At 62.1% G+C, this 22,709-nt stretch carries 22 protein-coding genes; 2 read left to right on the top strand and 20 right to left on the bottom strand.

Features of this window, described 5'->3' with window-relative positions; translation table 11 throughout:
• Positions 1 to 58 precede the first annotated feature (58 nt).
• The gene (locus KVG85_RS10385) at positions 59 to 1,078 is read right to left on the bottom strand and encodes an alpha/beta hydrolase (protein WP_217863790.1); all 1,020 of its coding nucleotides are present in this window, start codon (positions 1,076 to 1,078) and stop codon (positions 59 to 61) included.
• Positions 1,079 to 1,313: 235 nt separating this feature from the next.
• On the opposite strand from KVG85_RS10385, the gene KVG85_RS10380 reads away from it, so the two are divergent.
• On the top strand, positions 1,314 to 2,213 hold the full coding sequence (locus tag KVG85_RS10380) for a LysR family transcriptional regulator (protein ID WP_024012435.1): 900 nt from the start codon (positions 1,314 to 1,316) through the stop codon (positions 2,211 to 2,213).
• A gap of 76 nt (positions 2,214 to 2,289) precedes the next feature.
• Here the strand turns inward: KVG85_RS10380 and KVG85_RS10375 are convergent, their stop codons facing one another.
• Both KVG85_RS10375 and relB read right to left on the bottom strand, forming a co-directional pair.
• Positions 2,290 to 2,559 (bottom strand): type II toxin-antitoxin system RelE/ParE family toxin, encoded by a 270-nt coding sequence (locus KVG85_RS10375; RefSeq protein ID WP_217863789.1) that lies wholly within the window; start codon positions 2,557 to 2,559, stop codon positions 2,290 to 2,292.
• Positions 2,549 to 2,740, bottom strand: a complete 192-nt coding sequence (gene relB, locus KVG85_RS10370) for a type II toxin-antitoxin system RelB family antitoxin (protein WP_038862015.1) — start codon at positions 2,738 to 2,740, stop codon at positions 2,549 to 2,551. The genes KVG85_RS10375 and relB overlap by 11 nt, the downstream gene beginning before the upstream one ends.
• Before the next feature lie 308 nt (positions 2,741 to 3,048).
• On the opposite strand from relB, the gene KVG85_RS10365 reads away from it, so the two are divergent.
• Positions 3,049 to 3,846, top strand: a complete 798-nt coding sequence (locus tag KVG85_RS10365; RefSeq protein ID WP_217863788.1) for a class I SAM-dependent methyltransferase — start codon at positions 3,049 to 3,051, stop codon at positions 3,844 to 3,846.
• Positions 3,847 to 3,983: 137 nt separating this feature from the next.
• On the opposite strand, the gene KVG85_RS10360 is transcribed toward KVG85_RS10365, so the two are convergent.
• The 17 genes from KVG85_RS10360 to KVG85_RS10280 all read right to left on the bottom strand — a co-directional run bounded on the left by KVG85_RS10360 (position 3,984) and on the right by KVG85_RS10280 (position 22,672).
• On the bottom strand, positions 3,984 to 4,676 hold the full coding sequence (locus KVG85_RS10360) for a GNAT family N-acetyltransferase (protein ID WP_217863787.1): 693 nt from the start codon (positions 4,674 to 4,676) through the stop codon (positions 3,984 to 3,986).
• 57 nt (positions 4,677 to 4,733) lie between these two features.
• The gene (locus tag KVG85_RS10355) at positions 4,734 to 5,525 is read right to left on the bottom strand and encodes a ChbG/HpnK family deacetylase (RefSeq protein ID WP_217863786.1); all 792 of its coding nucleotides are present in this window, start codon (positions 5,523 to 5,525) and stop codon (positions 4,734 to 4,736) included.
• Positions 5,497 to 6,684: a GNAT family N-acetyltransferase gene (locus KVG85_RS10350; RefSeq protein ID WP_122700565.1), complete on the bottom strand. Its 1,188-nt coding sequence runs from the start codon at positions 6,682 to 6,684 to the stop codon at positions 5,497 to 5,499. Before KVG85_RS10350 ends, KVG85_RS10355 begins: the two co-directional genes overlap by 29 nt.
• A 4-nt stretch (positions 6,685 to 6,688) precedes the next feature.
• The gene (locus KVG85_RS10345) at positions 6,689 to 7,378 is read right to left on the bottom strand and encodes a GNAT family N-acetyltransferase (protein WP_064363960.1); all 690 of its coding nucleotides are present in this window, start codon (positions 7,376 to 7,378) and stop codon (positions 6,689 to 6,691) included.
• 68 nt (positions 7,379 to 7,446) lie between these two features.
• Complete coding sequence (locus KVG85_RS10340; RefSeq protein WP_217863785.1) at positions 7,447 to 9,366, bottom strand: hypothetical protein; 1,920 nt, start codon at positions 9,364 to 9,366, stop codon at positions 7,447 to 7,449.
• The gene (locus KVG85_RS10335; RefSeq protein WP_217863783.1) at positions 9,363 to 10,667 is read right to left on the bottom strand and encodes an oligosaccharide flippase family protein; all 1,305 of its coding nucleotides are present in this window, start codon (positions 10,665 to 10,667) and stop codon (positions 9,363 to 9,365) included. Before KVG85_RS10335 ends, KVG85_RS10340 begins: the two co-directional genes overlap by 4 nt.
• On the bottom strand, positions 10,664 to 11,665 hold the full coding sequence (locus KVG85_RS10330) for a polysaccharide deacetylase family protein (protein ID WP_217863782.1): 1,002 nt from the start codon (positions 11,663 to 11,665) through the stop codon (positions 10,664 to 10,666). Before KVG85_RS10330 ends, KVG85_RS10335 begins: the two co-directional genes overlap by 4 nt.
• Positions 11,666 to 11,678: 13 nt before the next feature.
• Positions 11,679 to 12,815: a glycosyltransferase family 2 protein gene (locus KVG85_RS10325; protein WP_217863781.1), complete on the bottom strand. Its 1,137-nt coding sequence runs from the start codon at positions 12,813 to 12,815 to the stop codon at positions 11,679 to 11,681.
• The gene (locus KVG85_RS10320) at positions 12,808 to 13,776 is read right to left on the bottom strand and encodes a glycosyltransferase family 2 protein (RefSeq protein ID WP_217863780.1); all 969 of its coding nucleotides are present in this window, start codon (positions 13,774 to 13,776) and stop codon (positions 12,808 to 12,810) included. The genes KVG85_RS10325 and KVG85_RS10320 overlap by 8 nt, the downstream gene beginning before the upstream one ends.
• Positions 13,773 to 15,143: an O-antigen ligase family protein gene (locus KVG85_RS10315; protein ID WP_217863779.1), complete on the bottom strand. Its 1,371-nt coding sequence runs from the start codon at positions 15,141 to 15,143 to the stop codon at positions 13,773 to 13,775. The genes KVG85_RS10320 and KVG85_RS10315 overlap by 4 nt, the downstream gene beginning before the upstream one ends.
• Positions 15,140 to 16,231: a glycosyltransferase family 4 protein gene (locus KVG85_RS10310; RefSeq protein ID WP_217863778.1), complete on the bottom strand. Its 1,092-nt coding sequence runs from the start codon at positions 16,229 to 16,231 to the stop codon at positions 15,140 to 15,142. Before KVG85_RS10310 ends, KVG85_RS10315 begins: the two co-directional genes overlap by 4 nt.
• A complete protein-coding gene (locus tag KVG85_RS10305; protein WP_039762801.1) occupies positions 16,228 to 17,820 on the bottom strand; it encodes a GumC family protein in 1,593 nt (530 codons plus the stop codon). The genes KVG85_RS10310 and KVG85_RS10305 overlap by 4 nt, the downstream gene beginning before the upstream one ends.
• A 16-nt stretch (positions 17,821 to 17,836) precedes the next feature.
• Positions 17,837 to 18,859: a polysaccharide biosynthesis/export family protein gene (locus KVG85_RS10300; RefSeq protein ID WP_129999083.1), complete on the bottom strand. Its 1,023-nt coding sequence runs from the start codon at positions 18,857 to 18,859 to the stop codon at positions 17,837 to 17,839.
• Between the two features lie 21 nt (positions 18,860 to 18,880).
• Positions 18,881 to 19,528, bottom strand: a complete 648-nt coding sequence (locus KVG85_RS10295; protein WP_217863777.1) for a CpsD/CapB family tyrosine-protein kinase — start codon at positions 19,526 to 19,528, stop codon at positions 18,881 to 18,883.
• A complete protein-coding gene (locus tag KVG85_RS10290) occupies positions 19,528 to 20,274 on the bottom strand; it encodes a sugar transferase (RefSeq protein ID WP_110646483.1) in 747 nt (248 codons plus the stop codon). Before KVG85_RS10290 ends, KVG85_RS10295 begins: the two co-directional genes overlap by 1 nt.
• A gap of 14 nt (positions 20,275 to 20,288) precedes the next feature.
• The gene (locus KVG85_RS10285; RefSeq protein WP_217863776.1) at positions 20,289 to 21,323 is read right to left on the bottom strand and encodes an NAD-dependent epimerase; all 1,035 of its coding nucleotides are present in this window, start codon (positions 21,321 to 21,323) and stop codon (positions 20,289 to 20,291) included.
• Positions 21,320 to 22,672, bottom strand: a complete 1,353-nt coding sequence (locus KVG85_RS10280) for a UDP-glucose dehydrogenase family protein (RefSeq protein ID WP_016774103.1) — start codon at positions 22,670 to 22,672, stop codon at positions 21,320 to 21,322. Before KVG85_RS10280 ends, KVG85_RS10285 begins: the two co-directional genes overlap by 4 nt.
• Between the last annotated feature and the right edge of the window lie 37 nt (positions 22,673 to 22,709).

Here is a 22,709-nt window from a genome sequence, read left to right as displayed (position 1 = left end):
CGCAGCCTGTGGCGGCTCCTACAGGGTAGGCGCTGCCGCAGGTTGCGATCTTTTGCTTTTATGGATTCAGATGAGTCTTCAGTTCAGCCGCCGCCTGACGCACCGCGGCCTTCACTTCCGGAATCTGGCTCAGCGGATTGAGCAGACCAAAGTCATGAATCATCCCGTTGTAACGCACCGAGGTCACCGGCACGCCGGCCGCATCCAGATGCCGCGCATAGCCTTCACCTTCATCACGCAGCACGTCGAACTCGGCGGTCTGCACCAGGGCAGCGGGCAGGCCCTTGAGCTGTTCGCTGCTGGCGTTGAGCGGCGAGGCATGGATCTGCGCACGCTCGGCCGGCTTGGTGGTATAGCTGTCCCAGAACCACTGCATCATGCCCTTGGTAAGGAAGTGGCCTTCGGCAAATTGCTGGTACGAACCGTCGTCGAACTGCGCATTGGTCACCGGCCACATCAACAGCTGGAAGCGCAGGGCAGGGGTTTTCTGCTCCTTGGCCATCAACGCCACGACCGCCGCCATGTTGCCGCCGACGCTGTTGCCGGCTACCGCCAGACGCTTGCCATCGACACCGATGTCCTTGCCGTGCTCGGCCACCCATTTCGTCGCAGCGTAAGCCTGATTGATCGCGGTCGGGTACTGCGCTTCCGGCGATGGCGTGTAATCGACATACACCGCAACGGCGCCCGAGCCGACCACCAGATCACGAATCAGGCGCTGGTGCGTAGGAAAGTCACCCAGTACCCAGCCGCCACCGTGGAAGAACATGAACACCGGCAACTCGCCTTTGACCTTGGCCGGGCGCACCACTTTCAGGTTGAGGGTCTGGCCATCGACCTTGATCGCCTTGTCGCTGACTTCCACGCCGGACAGATCAACCTTTACCGAAGCTTGGGCACCAGTCAGCACTGCACGGGCGTCCTTCGGGCTCAGTTGCTCCAGCGGACGACCACCGCCAGCGGCGAGGGCATCGAGGAACGCTTGGGTGTTGTGTTCGACGCCGGGGCTGCCTGCGGCAAATGCGCTGCTGACGGACAGGGCGAGGAGGGACGCGGCGAGGGTTTTCTTGATGCTCATGTTCAATTCCATTTTTGAATGTGTGATGTAGGAGCTGCCGAAGGCTGCGATCTGATCGTTCCCACGCTCTGCATGGGAATGCAGCCGGGGACGCTCCGCGTCCCAACGATCAGATGGCTGCCTTCGGCAGCTCCATGTGTTCAGGGTTGTTTTCAAACCGTGAGCACAGATTAATGGGCTGCTGAAAAGCGAAAAAGCGGCTATAAAGCGTTTAACTGTCCACCAGAGAGTGACAATGAACCCGTTCGAAGACATGCGTATTTTTTGCCAGGTCATGGACTCCGGCAGCTTCACCGCTGCGGCCGATCAGTTGGGCCTGTCCAAGCAGTTCGTCAGCCGCCGTTTGATGCAACTGGAAGAGCGCCTCGGTGTGCGCTTGTTGAATCGCTCGACCCGCCGCCTCGACGTCACCCCGCTGGGGCAGAGCTATTACGAATCGGCGTTGCGTTTGCTCGGAGAAGTCGAGCAGGTCGAGCAGGGCATCGCCGGTGAAACCGCCGAGCCGCGCGGCACGATTCGCCTCAGCGCGCCGCTGTCGTTCGCGGTGGCGCATCTGGGTTGTCTGCTGCCGTTGTTCCTGCAGCGTTATCGCGAAGTCACCGTCGAGGTGGATCTGAGCGATCGCCCGGTCGACCTGCTCGGCGAAGGTTACGACCTGGCCCTGCGCATCGGCGTACTGGAGGACTCGACACTGATCGCCCGGCGCATCGCCAGTATCGAACGGGTCTACTGCGCCAGCCCGGCCTACCTCGCCGAACGCGGCACACCACTCAAACCCGAAGACCTGCACAGCCACGATTGCCTGCCTTACGGCCACGGTCGCTCGGTGCAATGGCGCTTCAACGAAGCACCGGGCAAACCGCTGCTGATCAACGTCACCGGGCGCATGCGCGTCAACAACGGCGAACTGCTGCGAGACGCAGCGGTGCAGGGGATGGGAATTACTTATCTGCCGACCTTCATCGTCGGCGCTGCGTTGAAGGACGGGCGGCTGGTGCCAGTGCTGGATGACCTGCGCCCGGAGCCACTGACCTTGTCGGCCGTTTATCCGCAGCATCGCCAGGCTTCGCGGCCGGTACAGGCGCTGGTGGAGTTTTTGCGTGAGCGGCTTAACCAGAGTCATGTGAATCTTTGATAGGGGTGCCTATTGGGCAAACAAACGGCGTGTTATCGATCGGGCGAACGTCACACCGTTTTTTCCTGCTATGTCTTTATGGATATTCCTGCCGGGTATGCAAAACGCTAAGTATCTCGATTCGATCCGTCACCTCATAAATCACTACGTAGTTAGGATGTACAACGATTTCCCGGGTGCCGGGAGATCGACCTTTACGGTAGAGATGGGGATGAACGGAGAGTGAGGTTGTGGATTCTTCGATGGATTTCGACAGACTCACTGCGGCTGCAAAGTTTCTCTCGCCAATGTATCTGAGGATGTTCGAAAGATCGGTCTTGGCTTCGGGCCGCCACTCAATCTGCATCGGCCTTTTTTCGCATGGATTCGATCAAGGCATGCATGTCCGCCATCACGTCCTCATGGGGGAGACTCGGATGGGGATCATCTCTGGACGCCTGCACCTTGGCTCGCAACCAGCGATCATGACTGGCAGCCTGCTCGTCGTTTTCAAACCCTGAATCGTCGGGAAAGATTTTGCCGTCCATAGTGCCTCCGGGATCAATGCCTGGCAGTCTATTCGGTACAGGGATTGCTGTCGTCGTTGTCTGGATGAACTGCATCTGGGTCGAGCTCCATGAGTACTTGTAGTTCGACAAATCCTAGACTGAGCGCTTCCGACGGCCAACCGACGGAAGATGTAGGAAAACGGTTGGGGTATCCCGAGTTCCTTCCTTTTTCTGTAGGACTCGCTGAAGAGGACTGCGCAGTGTGATTACAACATTGGAACAACCGCCACCCCGGGTCTGTTCTACACTCACGCCGCTCAATCACGAGCCTCACCCGGAGTAGCGCCATGGAAGTGCCCAACCCCACAACCGCCATCGAAAGCAATCGACAGGCATGGAACGATTCCGCCCGTCATCATCAGGATTCACCGGACTGGCAGGCATTGCTCAACGATGTCGCGCAGGCGGAGTTTTGCTGCCTTGATGACACTTTGCGCGGCTTGCTGGAAGTCGATGGCAAGGACGTGATTCAACTGGGCTGCAATAACGGTCGGGAAAGCCTGTCGCTGTTTGCGCTGGGTGCGCGCAGTGTCGTCGGCGTCGATCAATCGGCAGCGTTTCTTGAGCAGGCCCGCGAGCTCAACAGCCGCTCGCCGCATACTGCCGAATTCGTCGAGAGCGACATCCACCATCTGCCCGCATCGCTGCATAACCGCTTCGACGTAGCCCTGATTACCATTGGTGTACTCAACTGGATGCCTGACATCGGCGAATTCTTCCATCATGTCGCGCAGGTGCTGAAGCCGGGCGGCAAACTGGTGATCTACGAAACCCATCCGTTTCTGGAGATGGTTGATCCGCAGGCTGAAGATCCCTACCGCCTCGACAGCTCGTATTTCCGTGCCGAGCCGTTTGTGCAGGAAGAACCGATTGTGTATGTCGGCAAGGTCGAGCAGCCGGCGGCGAAGTCGTACTGGTTCGTGCATACGCTGGGCGCGATCTTCAGCGGCGCCATTGGAGCGGGGCTGAGCATTGTGGATTTTCAGGAATATGCGCATTCGAACCGGGAAGAGGTGTATGACTGCTACCTGAACCAGCAGGCGCAGCTGCCGATGTGCTTTAGCCTGGTGGCGCGCAAGGCCTGAGAACCTTCATTGCGATGACTGGCCTCTTCGCGAGCAGGCTCGCTCCCACATTGGTTTCGCGTATGGCGACTGTCCAGTGTAGGAGCGAGCCTGCTCGCGATGGCGGCCTTGCGACCGCCACATGTCACAAGATCGGATCAAGCCTGCGCCGCTGCACTCACCACCGGCCGACCCGGTTTGCGCAGCGGATCCAGGCGTGAGCCTTCATAGCGGGTTTCGCGGAAGAATTTCCAGCGGCCGAACAGGCAGTAGACGTGGGTCACCCGGCCCTGTTCCTGATAACCCATGCGGATATGCAGTTTCAGCGCCGGAATGTTATGGGTTTCACAGACGTCGACGACCTTGGTGCAACCCTGCGCCGCCATCGCTTGCCACAGCGCAACCTGCACGTCCACCGACAGGCTGCTGCCGAAGTAGGCGCGGATCATTTCGCCGCCGAATTCGAAGAACTCGCCGGGTTTGACCGGGAAGGTGCAGCCGTAATAGTGGCGGTCGTGGTAGTCGCGAATGCTGCCCCAGATAAAGCCCACGGCGTGGCCATCGGCGTCCAGGTACATGTGCCCGGTATGGCCCTCGGCTGCCAGTTCCGCCATGGTGCCGACACGGTCGCCGAAGTGTTTGCTGAACGCCACGGCATTCTGCGCGGTGATGTCGACTTTGCGCAGGCCTTCATACGGGCGCAGTTTGTGCGGCGGCACCGGGCTGACCAGGTCGCGCTCCATCCACAGCAGTTCCCAGTGGAAGAACACGTAGCGTTTCCACAACGTCCCGACGGTGCGGCTCAGGCCTTTTTGTCTGATGCGATCTTGCACTTTGGTGATGATGCTCATGATGCCCCTCCAGGGTCTTGGCCCGGATGTTGTGGTGAGTGTCGTTACAGCGGTGATTCATTCGAGCGCCGTGGCACCCTGTGTTTCTTCTCGGTTGAGGTCGGCATACGAGACTCGCGCGACGCCCCTCAAACCCTGTTCGAGTACCTCGCTCAACGACTCGCCGGAGTCGAGATAGGCATCACCGAAATCGACGCCGAGGCGGGTCGGGTGGGCGACGATTTCCAGCACGCCGTCGCTGGGGACGCTGGCATTGCGCACGTCCACCGGGGTGCAGACGTAGTCGGCGGTGACCCGCGCCAGGCTCTGCAAACGGCCATTGAGCAAACCCTTGAATAGGCGCTTGGGCAGCGTGAGGTTGAGCCCGAGGTTGCGCGCCAGCCGGATCGGTACGCCTTGCTCGGCGGCAAACTTCGCGACGATTTCGCCGATCGGCCAGATGTTGTGTACGTGCTGGTGCGAGTCGATATGGCTCGGGCGCATGTCGTGATCGACGCAGCGTTGCCATTGCGCCTGCAACTCGGCGCGCACCGCGTCACGGTCTGCGCGACCCAGCCACAGGCTGTGGCGGGGCAGGTTGAGGTCGAACACGCCGTTGCCATCGCAGAAGGTCCGCCGCCCCAGGATCGCCTGGCTCAGCGGGCGTCCGTAGGTCAGGTTGAAGTGCAGGCCGATCCGCCCATGCAGCGTCGGATGGCGGGCCATGGTGCAGGCGGCTTCAAACGCCGGCATGTTGGCCATGGCCGTGGCTGAGCTGATCAGGCCGGCCTGGAAGGCAGCGAAGATCACTGCGTTTTCGTTGGCGCTGAGACCGAAGTCATCAGCGTTGACTATGACTTGGCGAGGCATGGCCGCCCTCCGGAGTGATTGCGACAGGTTGAACCAGCGCTGCAGGTTTTTTGTTTGCACGGCGGGCCCGCCACTGTTGCACGGCGGGCTTGCAGCGATACCAGATGCGCAGCGCCAGACCCAATGCCAGCCCACTTGGGCGCCACGAATAGAAACTCCAGCGCCAGTGTTCCAGCTGCCCGGTCATGCGTTCGTGCAGTTGATGGCTGGAGTTTTCCAGGCTGACCCGCGAGGCATCGATCCAGTGCCAGTGCTCATCCAGGCCCCAGCGAATCCATTCCTCCAGCAACACCCGGCCACTGCCCAGGTCGGCGTACTGCGGCAGGAAGGCGAGGTTGTAATCGTAGAGCCGGCCCTGTTCGAGCAGGCCGAGACGATAGCTGATGCAGCGGCCGTTCAGCTCGAGCATCACCACGCGCACCAGGCCTTGGCCGGCGAGGGCGGTGAAGGCGCGTTCGATCCATTGGCGGCTGCGCGGTGTGGCGAAAATACCGACGCCTTCATCGCCTTTCCAGCTCACCGCCTCGACTTCGCTGATGGTCTGCAACAAGGCAGCCATGCTCAGCGCATCTGGAGTGATCCGGCGGATCTGCGCACCGCACGCGGCGATCCGTTTGCGAGCCCGGCGCAGTTTGTAGCGCGGGTCGCCGGAGACTTCCTGATGGTCGGCTTCGCTGATCAGATGCACCGGCACCCGGCAGCTCAGGCGCCGTTCGGCAGTGGAACTGCGCGCCATCCATGCGGTGACGGCACTTTCTTCACCCGCAGGTTCCGACAGCTCATTGAGTTGCAACAGTGCATGGGGCAGGCGCTGGCGAATCAACAGCAGCGCCTCGTGCATGTCCTCGCCGCCGAGCAGTGACAGCAAAGCCAGACGATCGGCCAGCGGATAACCCAAGTGATGCAAGACCCGAAACGGCACGCCGGCGAAGCGCTCGCGGCTGGCCACCAGCGGCAGGCACAGACGCAGTTCTGCGGCTTCCCAACCGAGCAGAATGTGCAGGCGCTGATCCTCGGCCAAAGCCTGTTCGGCCGCGCACAACCAGCCGAGATTGTTGAACGGCGTATGGTCGCTCACGCCCAGGCGCAGCGTTTCATACGCGGTTGCCGGGAAGTCGGCGGCGCACAGGGACGTGCGCCATTCGAATCGCATCACCATAGGTTCAGGCCGCCGTTGCGTTGACAGGTGGACGGGAAGTTTTACCCAGCGCCGCCAAGCGCGAACCGCTGTAGCGGGTTTCGCGATAGAAGCGCCAGCGACCGAACAGCGTGTAGATATTCATGATCCGCTGTTGTTCGGTATAGCTCATGCGCAGGTGCAGCTTGAGCGCCGGTATGTTGGTCGACTCACAGACATCGACCACTTTGCGGCAGCCCTGGGCGGCCATGGCTTCCCACAGGCGCAATTGCAGGTCCACCGACAGCTCTGTACCCCAGTAGGCCCGGGCCAGTTCGCCGCCGAACTCGAAGAACTCGCCGGGTTTCACCGGGAACCGGCAGCCGTAGTAATGCCGGTCGAAATAATCCCGCGGCGTGCCCCAGATAAACGCTACGGCATCGCCTTGCTCGTCGACATGCATGTGCCCGGTGTGGCCCTCTTTGGCCAGCTCGGCCATCGTGCCGACACGGTCACCAAAGTAACGCGCGAAAGCGCTGGCGTTGTCCGCCGTAATCCTGACCACGCGCAGTGGCGGATAAGGTTTGAGGCGGTGCGGCGGCACCGGGCTGACCAGGTCGCGCTCCATCCACAGCAGTTGCTGATGGGAAAAAATGTACAGTTTGCGGATCTTGCCCAAGGTCGCTCGCAGGCCTTTACGACGAATATGTCCGCTGAGTTTTTGCAAAACATCCATGGTCTCTTCTCCTGATGAGGGTGCCATGCGCGGCATCAAGCCCGCGCGGCAGAGCATCGAAGGGCGGCTCATGAAGCGCTCCAGCTCAGGGCAAACAGGGTTTGTCCCGGCAGTTCGAAACGCACGCGCCCGTTGTCGCAGGCAAACGGTGCGTCGCGGCTGCGATTGTCGGCGCCGAAGTAACGCAGGGCGCCATGGTTCAGCGGGCACCTGGCGCCGCTCAGATCGACGCGTTGCAGGCGCGTCCCTTTGTTCACTCCGAGCAACGTGCGCTGCTCGTCGCCGGCCATCGCCAGCACATCCACCTCGAAGGCGTCGTTATCCAGTTGCAGCACTTGGCGCAGCCAGTGGCGGGCGATGAATTGCTGGGCCAGACCGACCGGTTTCAGCTCGAAGCGATCCTCGCCCAATATGCGCAACATGCCTTTGGGGTAATGCGGCTCATCGGCGGCCTGAAACCAGTTGAGCATGCTCAGCAAGCCGTCCTGCGAGGCATTGATCACCACCGACGCCCACCACAGCGAAGTGTAGTGGGTTTCCTGATCGTAGGGGCTGAGGCTGGAGCCGCTGGACAGGTTGGTCTGATCGAGCAGCAAGGCCTTGCGCGGCTGACCATTGGCGTCGAGGCCGACCAGTTCGGCGGCGCGGCGCACGCTGTCGCGGTAGACGCGGGTGGCGAGCAGATCGCGAATCATCCATTCATGCCAGGCCAGTGCATCGATCTGGTCGGCTGACTCGCTGAGCAGGCGCCGTGCCCAATCGATTCCGCGCTTGTCTGCCGCATTATCGGCGAACGGGCCGTTGACCAGTCGCGAGCTGGCCGGCATGGCGATGCGCACACCGGCGCGGGCATTCGCCGGGTCGCTGCGCACCTGACGGGCCATGCTGGTGAAAATCGCCTGATATTGCTCGTAGCTGGAGTAGTTGAGATTGGGCTCGTCGGCAAAGCCGATGTAATGCGTGCCGCTGCCGCCGAGGGCGCGGGTGCTCGCCAGCCAGGCGTCGAGGCCGCTGTTGCTCTGCACGTCGGCGCGCAGATCGGCCTGGCGCTGACTGCCGGCCAGCAGGGTGATGTCGTTGCGGATGCCGAAACGCTGCTGGTACACCCGGCGGAAAGCGTCCTCGAACTGTGGATTCTGCGCCGTGACGTCGACAAAACTGTAATAGCTCGCCGCCGTCGGCTTCAGCGCATCGAGCAGCGCGTGGCTGGCCGCTGGCGGCATCACGTAAGGCAGAGCGATGCCAAGATCCGGCGTGCGTCCGAGGACTTTGTCATGCAGTACCAGCCGCACCTCTGCGACCTCTTCACGCAGCGGTTGCAGTTGCTGCGGATTCTGGGCAAACAGATTGGCTGTGCCGTCGAGCCAGAACGCCGCTTTGCCGCTGCCCTGCAATTGCAGGCGCCAGACCTGCTCGCGGGGGCTGACTGGCAATGCAATCTGATCGAACTGCCAATAGGCGCGATAGGGTTTCAATGCGAGGGTCAGTGCCTGGTGGTCGCCGACCCGCTGCGCCTGCAATGCGGTGACGCCGCCATGGAATTTGCCGGCGAGCACCGCGTGCTCACCGGCCGCAACTTTGAAATACAGCACGTCGCCATTTTTGCTTTCGGCACTGAAGTGCACTTTGGCCGGGGCAAACAGGGCGACGGTGCGCGCATCGTGTTCGATGCGGTAGTGGCGGAAGCTGTAGCCAGGAATTTCCAGCCGATAACTCGCCGCGCCGGGCAGCAGCGGCCAGCTCTGACTGCCACGGGTTTCGCTGGCCTTGATCAAGCGTTGGCCGAGCAATTTGCCGCGACCGTCGAGCAGGTACAACTGCTCTTCGTTGGCATCCGCTTGCCACGCCGGGGTCCAGCGCACGGTCACGCTGTCGGGCTGATCTGTTTGCAGAAACAGACTGCCGTCCCGAATCTCGCCCCAGCGCATCGACGCCGCCAAAGCGTCCAGCGACAAGCCGAGACCGAACAGCAGGTACCAGCCTTTCATGCCGGCTTCCTCTGCAGCATCGACCACATCGGCAGCACGTCGCGGGGCAGGATGATCAGGGTTTGCCAGAACGGCACGCCGCTCAAACGGCAATACAGCACGAGCATGGCCACGGTGACTGCCAGATAGGCGATCGATGAGGCGGCAGCGGCGCCAACAATGCCGTAGGCCGGAATCAGCACCAGATTCAACGCCAGATTGAGCAGCGCCCCCAACCCCATCAACAACGACACCGTGCCGGGGCGATTCTTGCCCAGCAAGTCCAGGCGTAGAATGCTCGCGTAGCACAGACCCAACAGCCCCGGCAGCAACGCCAGCAGCGCCGGGTACGCCGGCTGGTAGGCAGCGCCAAACAGGGTGACGATCAACCACTCGCCGATCACGGCCATGCTCAGGCAGGCGCCGAGCATCACCGTCGCGGTCAGGCGCAGCGCCAGCGGAGTGACCTTGTCCATGCCTTCATCCTGTTGCAGCAGGCGTTTCATCAGTGGTGTGGTCACCGCTTCGGGGACGATCAACAGCAATTCGGCAGCAGCGCTGGCCATGGCGTAATGGCCCAGCGCGGTGCTGCCGAGCAGGGCGCCGATGAACAGGTAATCGGAGCGCAGAATTACTTGCTGGAACAGCAGATCTGGATGGCTGCGCGCGCTGTAGCGCAGCAGTTCCTTCTGGCTGGCGCGATCCCATTGCAGCTGCAACGGCTGCGTCCGCTTCAGCCAGACCCAACCGGCGAGCACCACCAGACTGATCCCGGCCAGCCAACTGATCAGCGCCGCTTCCAGCGCTGCGCTCTGCCACATCCAGAACAGTGCGACGAACAGCAACAGCGGCGCCAGTGATTCGATCAGGCGCAAGACGTTGAACGCTACCACGCCACCCGAGGCGTTGTGCAGGGTCAGCAGGCCGCTTTTCAACACGGTCAACGGCACCGCCAGCAGCAACAGCCAGGCGAGCAGGCCCAGTTGCATGGTCACGTCCAGTTGCGTGCCGAATTCGCGCACCAGCGCCACCACCAGCAAAGTCAGCAAACCGGCCAGCAGACAACCGAATACCAGCACCTGGCTGAGCAACAAACCCATCGGCCGCTGCTTCGCCGCCTGATAACCGACCGCCGAGTTCAGACCGCCGCTGGTGGCCGCACTGATCAGGTCAGGCAGGGTGCTGAGCAGGGCGAACAGGCCGCGTTCGCTGGGGCCGAGAATCCGCGCGAGCAACACGTTGCGCAGCAAACGCAGGGCGATCATCGCCAGTTTGGTGCCCATGCTCAGCGCCAGATGCTTGAGGTAGTTGCCTCGGCTCATGGCCGCGCTCCCCGGTAAATCCGCCACGACAGCAATTGCGGATGGCGCGCGGTGCGCTGGCTGACGCCAAAACGCGGCAGGTTCAACGGGTCGCCGTCGCCGCGATAGATCCCGGTGCCGGTGCCCAGCGCAAATGGGTAATCGTGGTCCGCGACCTGCTGGCGTACGCGTTCATCGTTGTCGCCGTTGGGGTAGCAATACACCGGTAGAGGTCGGTTGCAGCCGTTGTTCAATGCGTCGCGGCTGCGGCGGATTTCTTCGCTCAGGCGTACATCGTCGAGGCCGGTGAGGATCGCGTGGCTGGCGCCGTGCGGGCCGAACCGCACCAGCCCGGAAGCTTCCATCGCACGCACCTGATGCCAGTCCAGTGCCTGTGGCAGCGAGTCCTTCGGGCATTCGTCGGTGAGCTCTTCCAGTTCCTGCGGCGCCAGGCTTTTCAACCCTTGCAGGTAATGCAGCAGCGCCAGACTGCGGCGCTCGACATCAATGTCATCGAGCAGCACTGGCAGCGGATGTTTGTGCGCATGCAGGCATTCGATCAGGTGCATGCGTGCCTTTTCACCGTGGCTGCCCCAGAGGGTTTCGCCGAGGCTTTCCCACCAGAACCGTTGGCGACTGCCGATGAAATCGGTAGAGAGGAAAATGCTCGCCGGCACTTGATGTTTTTGCAGCAGCGCGAAGGCGTTGACGGCGTTGTCACGCCAGCCATCGTCGAAAGTCAGCGCCACCCGTGGGCGCTCGCTGCGCAGGGCGTTGGGCTGGAGAATTTCCATCAGCGGCACGCAGTCGAAATGCTTGCGCAGCCACACCAGCAAGTGCTCGAACGCTTTCGGTCCGACGCACAGTTCATTGCGGTGCGGCAGGTCGGCGGCGCGGTCGTTGGACAGCACGCGGTGCAGCATCAGAATCACCCCCGCGCCTTGCAACTGCTGACGACCCACGGGCGAGTTGAGATAGAGCCAGCCACTGGTGCTTTTTATCAGTTGTTTGATCGCCATGGCTTCGGTCCTCTTAACGGTTCTGTTCCGGATTCCACTGGGCATACCGCTGGCCGCGCAGGAACTGCCACAGGCCAAGACTCATCCCGGCGAGGGTGACCAGCAGAAACGCGGCGAGGCGGAACGGTTTCGGCAAGCGGTGTTGCCCATCCAGCAGGCCGGCAATTGCCACGCTGTAGCCGAACAGTTGCGCGATCAGGCTCAGGCGATAGAAGCCGTGCTCGTCCCACAGCCAGCAATTGCTCAGCAGCAATGGCAGAAGAAGAACCGGCGCCAGGCGGCGGATCAGTTTGTGGCTGATCAACGCCAGTGAATACAGGCCATGCTTGAGCGGATTGAGCAGCTCGCGGCGCTGGGCCAGGCTTTGCAGGCCGCCGACGGTGACGCGCTGACGACGGCGAAACTGTTTGTCCGCCTCGTCGACGCCATGGTCGATAACCTGCGCTTCGGGCACGTAGACGATGCGCTTGCCGGCCACCGGTGCGCAGGTGCTGATGAAGAAATCGTCGTTGACCTCGGCCGGTACGTTCTGGAACAACTCGCGGCGCAGGGCTAGCAGGGCGCCGTCAGCGGAGACCATGCAGCCGGTGCGGTTCTCGACCCGGCGCAGCCAGCCTTCGTAATGCCGGTACAGGCTGTCGCCGATGCTCAGGCCGCCACCAGTAACCGGGATCACCATGTGCCCGGCGCAAGCGCCTACCTGTGGATCGCTCAGCGGCGCGAGCAAGTGGCCGAGGGTGTCGCGTGACCATTGGTTGTCGGCATCGGTGAACACCAGAATGTCGCCGCTGCTCAGGGCCGCGCCGGCATTCAGCGTGGCGGCTTTGCCTTGACGCGGCAGGTCGAGCACGGTGATGCGCGGATCAATCACCTTGTGCGCGCAGGCCACGGTGTCATCGGTCGAGCCGTCGCTGGCGAGAATGATCTGCAGCGTCGCCGGTTGATAATCCTGCGCCAGCAGCGTGCGCAACTTGTGCTCGATATGCCGCGCCTCGTTGTGCGCGGCGATGACGATGCTGACGTCCAGCGGCGGCGCCGGCGTGTGTCGCCACGCCGGAAACAGCGGCGCGAGAATGGTCAGCAACAGCGGGTAACCGACGTAGGCGTATACCGGCAGCAACAGGCACATCCAGAAAATGAACTCAGCCACGGGCAGGCCTCCTTGCGTTCCACTGACACAGACTCAAAATGAACGCCGCGCCGGCCAGATGCAGGCGCAGCCAGTGCAGGCCCCACAGTTGCAGGGTCAGGAGCGGATCACGGTGCTTGAGACTCTGGCGAACGCTCAGTACCAGCCCCGGCATCAGGGTCAGCGTCACCATTAGCGCTGCGTGGTGCGGAAAACCGTCGAGCAGCGCCGAGATCGCCAGAAAGTCCAGCAGCCAGACGAACAACGACAGCATTGGAAAGCGCAGCAGGCGCAGGCTCATGCCATGGGTGCGCAGCAGTTGCAGATGGCTGCCCTGGCGCCACATTTCCTTGCCCATCCATTCGCGCCAGTTCATTTCGTAACCCCAGTGCAGCGCGACCTTGTCATTGACCGACAGCAGACGCGCGCCCTGTTCGTGCAGGCGCAGGGTGAATTCCTTGTCTTCGCCGGTGCGCAGGGTTTCGTTGAAACCGCCGACCTTATCGAACCAGTCGCGACGCATCAGCAGGTTGGAACTGGGCAGCCAATCGACGCTGTGGCTGACGCGGTGCGAGGGCTGCGAAGAGCGGCGTTGCCAGGCCGTGGCGAACCATGGCGCTTCGGCCGGGGTGTGCAGGTCCAGGCCGAACACATCGGCCTGGCCACTGGCTTCGATGTCGAATAACGGCTGCAACCAGGTTTCCGGCATTTCAACGTCGGCGTCGATGAAGGCCAGCCATTCGCCGCTGGCGATCGCCGTGCCGCGATTACGCAGCGCGCCGATCAACAGCCCCGGCAAACTGAGCACGGTTGCGCCGAATTGCCGGGCAATGTGCGGACCCTGGTCGTTCGAGCCGTTGTCGACCACGATCAGCTCGCACTCGACGTTGGCCGCGTGTGCAGCTTTTTGGGCGGCGAGCAGGGTACGGCCAATGTGCCGCGCCTCGTTGTACATCGGAATGACGATGCTGATCCGCTTCATGTCTGCGTCTCCGTAGTCAGTGGCGCCTGCTCGGCCTTGATGCGCAGCACACTGGTCAGCGCCAGCATGATCCACACGTACTTCTGGTTCGGCGCGCTGAGGAACATCAGGAACAGGGTCAGCGACAGAAAGCTCACCCCCAGGTGGGTCATCATGTCTGCCCGATATCCGTCACCGCGCAGCATCCACGCCGCCCGCGCGCGGATCAGGTTGTACAGACCGAGCCCGAGCATGCCGACGAAGAACAGCCCGGCGGGCACGCCCAGTTCGCTGAAGATTTCCAGATAGGTGTTGTGGGCGCGGCGGTACAGGTCGCCGATCTTGCGGTTGGCGGAAAACGCCTTGGCATAACCGGTGGTCGCGTAATGCAGCGGAAAGGTGCCAGGGCCGGAGCCGAGCACCGGGTGCTCGCGGATCATCTGGCTGCCGACGACGATGTAGGAAGCACGGCGGCCGAGGGATTCGTCCTGCGCCTTGGAGCCGGCGCTGAGGATGCTCAATGACTGGATCCGCGCCATGTAACCGGCGGGCATGGCGTAGATCGCCAGCGGAATCACGATGGCCGCACCGAGCATGACGAAACCCAGGTGCCGTGGACGGATGTGGGTCAGTTGCGCGCGGTAGTGCCAGATGCCGATGAGCAGGCTCAACGCCAATACCACCAGCCCGGACCGCGATTCGGTCTTGGTCATGCCGCCCAGCAACAACAGGCAGCAAGCGCCCCAGAACAAGCGGTGCAGCAGGTTCGGGCTGCGGATCACCAGCAGCAGTCCGAGAGGAATGGCGAAGGCGATGAGCATGGCGAAGGCGTTGGGGTCTTCGAGCAGGCCGGCGGCGCGCCCCTGATCCTGAAACTTCGCCGAGAACATTGCCATGGCGCAGGTTGCGGTGACGGCAAGGGTCACCAGGCGGGCGAACAGGTCGAGGTTCAGTTCGCGGCCGATCAACAGGGTGATGGCAAAAAGTACGAGGCCGACGCTGAGTTCGCGCAGGTGCCCCAGCGACATGCCCATGTCGTCGGTATTGAGCAGGCTGAGAAAATACAGAACCATGAAGCCGATCAGGCAATGCCAGAGGTTGCTGCGCAGGCGTTGCGACGGAATCTGATGCAGAGCCAGTTGCAGCATCACGATTACCGCCAGCGAGGCGCCGAGCAACTTGCTCCCCGACACTGAACTGTCCTTGAAGAACCCTTCGAACGGCACCAGCGCGGCAATGCCGAGCAGGCCCCAGGTCGGCTTGCGGTACAGGACGGTGAAACCGACCAGGCCAATCACCGCTCCCGGAGCCAGATAAGGCCAGGGACTGGCCAGCAGACCCAAGCTGACCAGAGCAAACAGACTGACGATCGAGAGCGGGAAAATCATGTGCGTGCCTCCCGTGCCGTGTGGATGTACAGCTGCGACCAGCGTTCGGCCAAAGCCTTGAGGTCGTAGTGTTCCTGTTGGGTGCGTCTGGCGTTGTCGCGCAGCTGCGCGGCCAGCTTCGGTTCGGCCAGCAGTGTGTCGAGCTGGCGGGCGAGGGCGGCGGTATCCGTCGGCGCGGCGAGCAGGCCGTTGTGACGGTCCTGCAACACATCGGGAATGCCGCCGACCGCGAACGCCACCACCGGCACCCCGACCTGCATCGCTTCGAGCAGAATCATCGGCGTGCCCTCGGTGCGCGAGCTGATCACCAGCGCATCGAGTTGCTGCCACCAGACTTGCATCGCCGTCTGGTAGCCCGGCAGGCGAATCCGCTGCTGCAAACCGGCAGCATCGATGCGCGCCAGCAAGGCCTCGCGTTCCGGGCCGTCACCGAGCATCACCGCGTCCAGTTGCGGGTGCTGATGACACAGGCCGATCAGCGCATCGAGAAACAGGTCCGGGCCTTTTTCACTGCTCAACCGACCGACGTACCCGACCAGCCAGCGTTGCCGATCTGCCACCAGTTGCATCGTCGGCGCCGCTGGCAAACCGTTGGGAATCACCTGCAACTTCTCCGCTTTTACGCTGGCCTTGAGGTGCAGCGTGGCGATGCTTTGCGCCACGCAGACCACCCGTTTCACCGACGCCGTGCGGCACAGTTGCAGGCTCAGCCAGGTGTAGAACTTCTGCTTGCGGCTGCGCGGCGTGAAGCCGTGCTGGGTGATCACCAGCGGCAGGCGCAACAGCGTGGCGCCGACCCAGCCGAACAGCAGCCCTTTGAAGTTGTGGGTGTTGAGCAACGGCTTGTCGCCGTGGCGCTGACGCAAGTGCCGCAGCAATTCGCCGAGCCCGGCACAAGCGCGAGCGTCCGCCCCGGCTTCGCGAAAGCGCGCGATCAATTCTGGCGGTGCGTCGAGGAACAGCACCTGGTGCTGCCCCGGCGTGGCCAGGCAATGATCCAGCAACATTCGCTCGGCCCCGTAGAAGCCGCCGCTGCTGAGCAAATGAATGATCGGCAGGGCGACGATTGGGGTGGACACCGCGTTCAATTGCGCACCCAGTGAACCAGGCTCGGCATGGTCCAGTTCTTGTGCGGATTGCCCGGCTGCGACGTTTCTTCGTTGAGCACCAACAGCACCGGCAGGCCCAGCTCATGGCTGATTTGCGCCGGATGCTTGAAGCGGTGATCGAAGAATTCACGAACGTAGACGAAGGCGATCGCCAGCAGCAGGCCGGTGAACAGCCCGAACGGAATGATCAGCAGCGGTTTCGGGAACGCCGCCTCGGTCGGTTCGAACGGTGGGCTGAGAACCCGGGCGTTGGACAGGTCATCGTTGAGCGAGCGCGTAGTGCTGCTTTCGGCGAAGCGCTGGGCATAGGTCGAAAACGCTGCGTGCAGCGCATCGATCTCGGTGTCCATCTGACGCAGTTTGCTCTGAGTCTGCTGCAGGTCACGGATGCGGCTCTTGAACTCGGCGATGCGCGCGGTTTTCTGCTCGATCACCTGCTTGACCACGGCCAGGTCGGCGGTGCGTTCCTGGATGCGGTTGCTCACCACTTTGAGAAACTGCTGACGGGTGCGGGCGATCTGTTCGCGAGTCAACAGCATCGGCTCGCTGCCGGGCTGGAATACCGCCAGATCGTTCATGTAACGGCTGACCTGGCTGGTCAGTTGCTCGCCCATCTGTTTGATTTCCCGATCCTCGAACGCCACGTTGTCGACGGTGGTGGTGAAGGTGTAGGGAAAGGTGTAGTCGTTGAGCTTGCTGCTGCTGGCGGCGGCCAGCGCAGTTTTCAGATACTCGAGCCAACGCTGGCTTTGCAGCAGGCGATCCTGATACAGGTTCAGCGCCTGTTCTTCAGTGTTGATTGCATTGAGACGGAAGGTGATTTCTTCCTTCGGATCCGCCGCGCCAACATTTTCCAGCAGTGCTTGGCGGTTACCTTCCAGGCCATCGAGACGCACTTGGTACTGGTGCTTTTTGGTCTCGTAGAACGACTGCGGCAAATCGATCGATTGCAACGCCTGACGGCTGACCAGATAGTTCTGCAGCAGGGCGCTGACGAATGTCGTGCCTTGGCGCGGATCCGGGAAGCTGTAAGTGATCGAGATCACGTTGGAGCCGGGCAGGGTTTCGATTTTCAGGCTGTCGACGGCTTGCTGGGTCAGGGCGTCGAGGGTGGTGTCACGCACCGGATCGGTTTCCATGCCGAGCCCGTTGCGCAACGGGTTGATCACGTACTCGCGCAGCGGTGTCGAGACATAGCGCTTGAACGGTTCGCCGAGCAATTTGGCGAACACCCCAGGTGGCGGGCTGTATTCACCGTTGTCGCGCAGTTCGCTGATGGTCTGGCGGATCAGCGCTGGCGAGCGGAGGATGTTGCTCTCGGTTTCCATGTCCGCCAGCGACGGCGGAATGAAGGTCGCGTTGTCCACCGTGAGCGAGGTGGTGGCGTCGCCCTGAGAGAGTTTTTTCGACTGCACGATGACCTGCGCGGTGATGTCGAAGCTCTGTTTGAGCAGGAGTGGCAGGAGCAGGGCGATGACTGCAAAAGTCAGGAAGACGCGCTTCACCAGTTGCTTGTTGGCGAAGAAAATCCTGAAGAACTCATGCAGGTAGTTTTCCTTTGGGTTCATGTCGGTCACCTGTGAGTTAGTTGTCACTGTCTTTGTTGTCGACGCGGTAGCCGAAGCTGAAACCGACGCCCTGGAACAGCACCACATCAGCCAGTTGGCGGGCGAGTTCGCCGGCGCTGGCCAGTTTGGTTTTTGGCACGTAGAGCATGTCGTCCGGTTGCAGGTAAGCGATTTGCGGGGCATCGCCGGACAGGGCTTTTTCGACGTCGTAGCGCACGGCTTTCACCTGATTGCCGTTGCGCCGCATGATCACCACCGAATCCAGCCGCGCCTTGACGTTGGTGCCGCGCGCCAGGGTCAGCGCCTCGAGCACCGACACCGGCCGGCGGATCGGATACGAGCCCGGTTGTGCGACTTCACCCAGCACATAGATCTCGTTGCCCGCGGTGGACTTGAGCAGCACGTCCACGGTCATGCGGCCCGGCAGTTGCGCGTACTTTTTGTTGAGGAAGGATTCCAGTTGATTGACGGTCATGCCTTGCAGCGGCACGGCGCCGATTTCCGGAAAACTCGCGTAGCCGTCAGTGCCGACGGTGATCTCGCGACTCATGCCGGTCGCCGGGTGGTTCAGCGCGCTTTTCAGGTTCTGCTCATTGCTCAGCGGGCTGATGATCTGCACGGTGAGCTGGTTGCGGTTGGGCTGGAACAGCTGTTTGCGCTGATAGACGCGCTGGATTTCCTGGCGCGCTTCTTCGCTGGTCAACCCGGCGATTTTCACCGAGGTGTTGGCGCCCGGTAGCTCGATGGTGCCGTCGGGCAGCACCAGCTGGTTGCCGTTGAGCTGGCTGGCGGCGGTGAAATTCAGGCCGATCTGGTCGCCCGATTGCACGCGGTAGGCGTCCGAGCCGCTGGTGCTGATATGGAAGATCACGTCCAGCACATCCTGCGGGCGCAGGGTCTGCTCGATCTTCGGCATATCGGTCGCCTGGGCGTTGGCCGGGGAGGCGGTGAGAATATTCACCGGCATGTTCTGGGTGTCGGAATTGCTGGAGCAGCCCGCAAGCGGCAGCAACAGCAGGACAAGCATTCTGGCGTTCATGGCGTCATCCTTTGCGTTCGCTTACAGGTTTTTGTAAAGCCATTTGGGCATGTAGTACTTGCGCCGGTTGAACACGCTGCCGACCACTTTCGCCCCGGCCTGGGTCAGGCGTTGCACAGCGGCCTGGGCGACTTCCCAGCGGGTGTCTTCGGCGCGCACGACAAACACCACGCCGTCGACCTGAGTGCTGATGACCAGGGTGTCGGCGGCCGAATACACCGCGTCGCCATCGATCACCACAAAGCGGTACTGGCTGCCCAACTGGTCGAGCAACGGGCTCAGGCGCTCGGCGGTCAGGTGTTCCAGCGTGCGGATCGGCCGGCCGTTGGGCAGCACATGAAAGGGCAGGCTCGAAACCTGCACCACGCAGTCCTGCAACAGCGGCGGGTTGTCCGGGTTGAACAGCAGGTCGCGCAGGCCGCGCTCCTTGCCGAGGTTCATCTGCTGGGTAAGGTTGTTCGCCGACTGGCTGCCATCGACGAGCAGCACCTGGCCGCTGCTCATCTGCGCCAGTTGACTGGCCAGTGCCACAGCGCTGGTGGTGGTGCCGGCGCCGGGGTTGGCGGCGGTCAGAAACAGAATGCGCAGGTCGAGATCCAGCACGGTCGAGGTCAGATTCGATTCGCTGGGGCTGGCGATGCTCAGGCTTTTATTGGTTGAACCGTCCATTAGCTTGCTCCGTGGCCGCTGAATACTTTGAAGGGGGTTTTCAACAGAATCTTCAGATCAAGCAGAAGGCTCTGCTCGGCGATGTAGCTGAGGTCCAACTCAACGCGCTGGTCGAAGTCGATGTTGCTGCGTCCGGAGATCTGCCACAGACCGGTCATGCCGGGGTAGATCGCCAGACGCGCGAGGTGATTGTCCTTGTAGCGATAGGCGTTGAACGAGGTCGGGCGAGGGCCGACCAGGCGCATGTCGCCGGTCACCACGTTGATCAGGTTGGGCAGCTCGTCGAGGCTGGTGCGCCGCAGAAAGCTGCCGATGCCGGTGACGCGCGGGTCCTTGTCGATCTTGAAATCGATGGCGTCCGCCCCGTGCTTGTTCAGGTGGCGCAGCGACTCTTTGAGTTCTTCGGCGTTGCTGACCATGGTGCGGAACTTGAACATGCCGAACTTGCGCCCGCGATAACCGGTGCGTTTCTGCACGAACAGCACCGGCCCCGGGCTGGTGAACTTGATGGCCAGGGCCAGACCCAGCAGCACCGGCGAGATCAGCACGAGAATCGTCAGCGCGCCGAGGCAGGCGACCACGCGATTGGTCCGCGACAGCTGCCATGGGCGGCCACCATCGCGGCCGCTCAGCCAGCCGCGACCCTGCCGGTGAATCGCCGCATCAAGGCGCATGCGATGTTCTGGGTCGACGCGCTTGTCAGGGCGCATCTGTGCAATCGACACACTTCTTTCATGTCCAGTCATGGCGTCCTCCGCATTCATTCAGCCGCAAGCGGCGCACGGGCAGTGGGGTAGTAGTTGCGGAACCAGGCGATGAAGCGGCCCAGTCCTTCATCCAGTTCTATCCGGGGCTGGAATCCGGTGGCCTGGGCCAGATCGCTGGCCTCGGCGCAGGTGTTGAGCACGTCGCCCGGTTGCAGCGGCAGCAGCTCGACAATGGCTTTGCGATCGAGGTGTTTTTCCATGAGCGCGAGGTAGGTTTTCAGTGCGACCGGTTGCTGCCCGCCAATGTTGAACAGGCGCCACGGCGCCATGCTGCTGGCGGGGTCGGGCTGTTCGCGATCCCACTGCGGGTTGGCTTGCGGTGGCTGATCGATGAGGCGAGCGATGCTTTCGATGATGTCGTCGATGTAGGTGAAGTCGCGCTGGTGCTCGCCGTGATTGAACAGCTTCAGCGGCTCGCCTTCGCTGATCGCCCGGGCGAACTGGATCGGCGACATGTCCGGCCGGCCCCAAGGCCCGTACACGGTGAAAAAGCGCAGGCCGGTGCAGGGAATGCCGAACAGATGGCTGTAGCTGTGCGCCATCAGTTCATTGGCTTTTTTTGTCGCGGCGTACAGCGACAGCGGATGGTTGACGCCATCCTTGACCGAGTAAGGCGTGTGCTGGTTGGCGCCGTACACCGAACTCGACGAGGCGTAGATCAAGTGCTCGACCGGGTGATGCCGGCAGCTCTCGAGAATGTTCAGGAACCCGTTGAGGTTGCTGTCCAGATACGCCCGTGGATTGTCCAGCGAATAACGCACCCCGGCCTGCGCGGCGAGATGAATCACCACTTGCGGCTGCTCGCGGGCAAACAATGCGTCGATGGCCGAAGCGTGGGCCAGATCCACTGTAGCGAGCGGGAAATCGCCAGCCTGCTCGCGCACCCACTGCACGCGGTCGTGCTTGAGCTGCGGGTCGTAGTAGTGGTTGAAATTGTCCAGGCCGACCACTGAATGCCCGTCGCGCAGCAAGCGCAGGACGCAATGGGCACCAATGAAACCGGCGGCACCGGTCACCAGAATCTTCATGGCCGCAGCCCTTCAGGGGCGATGTGGCGCAGGCCGATGCCGCTGTAATGCAGGCCGGCGGCGGCTACTTGTTCCGGGTTGTAGAGATTGCGCCCATCGATGATTACCTTCGAACGCAGCTTCTCGGCGAGCAGCTCGAAATCGACCACGCGGAAGTTTTTCCACTCGGTGCAGATCACCAGCGCATCGGCGTCTTCGAGGGTATCGTCGCGGGTCGCGCACAGGTGCAGGTCGTTGCGGTAGCCGTAGATGCGCCGGCACTCGGACATGGCTTCCGGATCGTAGGCCTGCACGCTGGCGCCTTCGGCCCACAATGCATCCATCAGATAACGGCTGGGGGCTTCGCGCATGTCGTCGGTGTTCGGTTTGAACGCCAGGCCCCAGACCGCAATGGATTTGCCGGCCAGGCCCTGGGGAAACTGCGCGCGCAATTTGCTGAACAGGATGTGCCGTTGGCTGTCATTGACGTCGGTGACGCTGCGCAGCAATTTCAGCGGCATGCCATTGTGTTCGGCGGTGTGCAGCAGGGCACGCAGATCCTTGGGAAAGCACGAGCCACCGAAGCCGCAGCCCGGATAAATGAAGTGGTAGCCGATGCGCGGGTCGGAGCCGATGCCTTTGCGCACCGCTTCGATGTCGGCGCCGAGCAGTTCGGTGAGATTGGCCAGTTCGTTCATGAAACTGATGCGGGTGGCGAGCATCGCGTTGGCCGCGTACTTGGTCAGCTCGGCGCTGCGGTTGTCCATGAACATCAGTTTTTCGTGGTTGCGACAGAACGGCGCGTACAGCTCGCTCATCTGCTCGCGGGCAGCGTCATCGCGGGTGCCGATGATGATCCGGTCCGGGCGCATGCAGTCGGCGAGGGCGCTGCCTTCCTTGAGAAATTCCGGGTTGGATACCACGCGCACCTGCAGCTCGGTTTTGCCGCGCAACAGCAATTCGCTGGTGGCCGTGGCCAGGACTTGATCGGCAGTCCCGACCGGCACCGTGGATTTGATGATCAGCGTGCGATCAGCCTCCATCAGGCCGGCGATCTGCCGGGCGACGTTGAGCACATGGCTGAGGTCGGCAGAGCCGTCTTCGTCCGCCGGGGTGCCGACGGCGATGAAAATCAGCTCGGCGTGAGTTACCGCATCACTGGCCTGAGTGCTGAACAACAAGCGCCCGGCCTTGATGTTTTCTTCAAGCGTCGCGGACAGGCCTGGTTCACTAATGGGCGGAACCGCTTGTTGCAGTTGTTTGATCTTGTTCGGATCAATATCAATGCATAAAACCCGATGGCCGACATCGGCAAGTGCAGCGGCTTGTATAAGTCCGACATAGCCAGTGCCAAATACGCTCACGTCCATCTGCGCACCCTCGATAAAACGAAAAGAAGAAGTTCGG

This window comes from Pseudomonas triticicola (assembly GCF_019145375.1).
GTDB lineage: Bacteria > Pseudomonadota > Gammaproteobacteria > Pseudomonadales > Pseudomonadaceae > Aquipseudomonas > Aquipseudomonas triticicola.
This window is presented reverse-complemented; position numbering and strand designations above follow the sequence as displayed.

Excerpts from the sequence above, each read along its gene's own strand:
- KVG85_RS10300 (WP_129999083.1), bottom strand. The coding sequence starts at position 18,859 with ATGAACGCCAGAATGCTTGTCCTGCTGTTGCTGCCGCTTGCGGGCTGC.
- KVG85_RS10375 (WP_217863789.1), bottom strand. The coding sequence starts at position 2,559 with ATGCAGATTGAGTGGCGGCCCGAAGCCAAGACCGATCTTTCGAACATC.
- KVG85_RS10320 (WP_217863780.1), bottom strand. The coding sequence starts at position 13,776 with ATGAAGCGGATCAGCATCGTCATTCCGATGTACAACGAGGCGCGGCAC.
- KVG85_RS10335 (WP_217863783.1), bottom strand. The coding sequence starts at position 10,667 with ATGAGCCGAGGCAACTACCTCAAGCATCTGGCGCTGAGCATGGGCACC.
- KVG85_RS10295 (WP_217863777.1), bottom strand. The coding sequence starts at position 19,528 with ATGGACGGTTCAACCAATAAAAGCCTGAGCATCGCCAGCCCCAGCGAA.
- KVG85_RS10385 (WP_217863790.1), bottom strand. The coding sequence starts at position 1,078 with ATGAGCATCAAGAAAACCCTCGCCGCGTCCCTCCTCGCCCTGTCCGTC.
- KVG85_RS10285 (WP_217863776.1), bottom strand. The coding sequence starts at position 21,323 with ATGAAGATTCTGGTGACCGGTGCCGCCGGTTTCATTGGTGCCCATTGC.
- KVG85_RS10305 (WP_039762801.1), bottom strand. The coding sequence starts at position 17,820 with ATGAACCCAAAGGAAAACTACCTGCATGAGTTCTTCAGGATTTTCTTC.
- KVG85_RS10280 (WP_016774103.1), bottom strand. The coding sequence starts at position 22,672 with ATGGACGTGAGCGTATTTGGCACTGGCTATGTCGGACTTATACAAGCC.
- KVG85_RS10380 (WP_024012435.1), top strand. The coding sequence starts at position 1,314 with ATGAACCCGTTCGAAGACATGCGTATTTTTTGCCAGGTCATGGACTCC.
- KVG85_RS10350 (WP_122700565.1), bottom strand. The coding sequence starts at position 6,684 with ATGGTGATGCGATTCGAATGGCGCACGTCCCTGTGCGCCGCCGACTTC.
- relB (WP_038862015.1), bottom strand. The coding sequence starts at position 2,740 with ATGGACGGCAAAATCTTTCCCGACGATTCAGGGTTTGAAAACGACGAG.
- KVG85_RS10355 (WP_217863786.1), bottom strand. The coding sequence starts at position 5,525 with ATGCCTCGCCAAGTCATAGTCAACGCTGATGACTTCGGTCTCAGCGCC.
- KVG85_RS10315 (WP_217863779.1), bottom strand. The coding sequence starts at position 15,143 with ATGATTTTCCCGCTCTCGATCGTCAGTCTGTTTGCTCTGGTCAGCTTG.
- KVG85_RS10345 (WP_064363960.1), bottom strand. The coding sequence starts at position 7,378 with ATGGATGTTTTGCAAAAACTCAGCGGACATATTCGTCGTAAAGGCCTG.
- KVG85_RS10360 (WP_217863787.1), bottom strand. The coding sequence starts at position 4,676 with ATGAGCATCATCACCAAAGTGCAAGATCGCATCAGACAAAAAGGCCTG.
- KVG85_RS10330 (WP_217863782.1), bottom strand. The coding sequence starts at position 11,665 with ATGGCGATCAAACAACTGATAAAAAGCACCAGTGGCTGGCTCTATCTC.
- KVG85_RS10290 (WP_110646483.1), bottom strand. The coding sequence starts at position 20,274 with ATGACTGGACATGAAAGAAGTGTGTCGATTGCACAGATGCGCCCTGAC.
- KVG85_RS10340 (WP_217863785.1), bottom strand. The coding sequence starts at position 9,366 with ATGAAAGGCTGGTACCTGCTGTTCGGTCTCGGCTTGTCGCTGGACGCT.
- KVG85_RS10365 (WP_217863788.1), top strand. The coding sequence starts at position 3,049 with ATGGAAGTGCCCAACCCCACAACCGCCATCGAAAGCAATCGACAGGCA.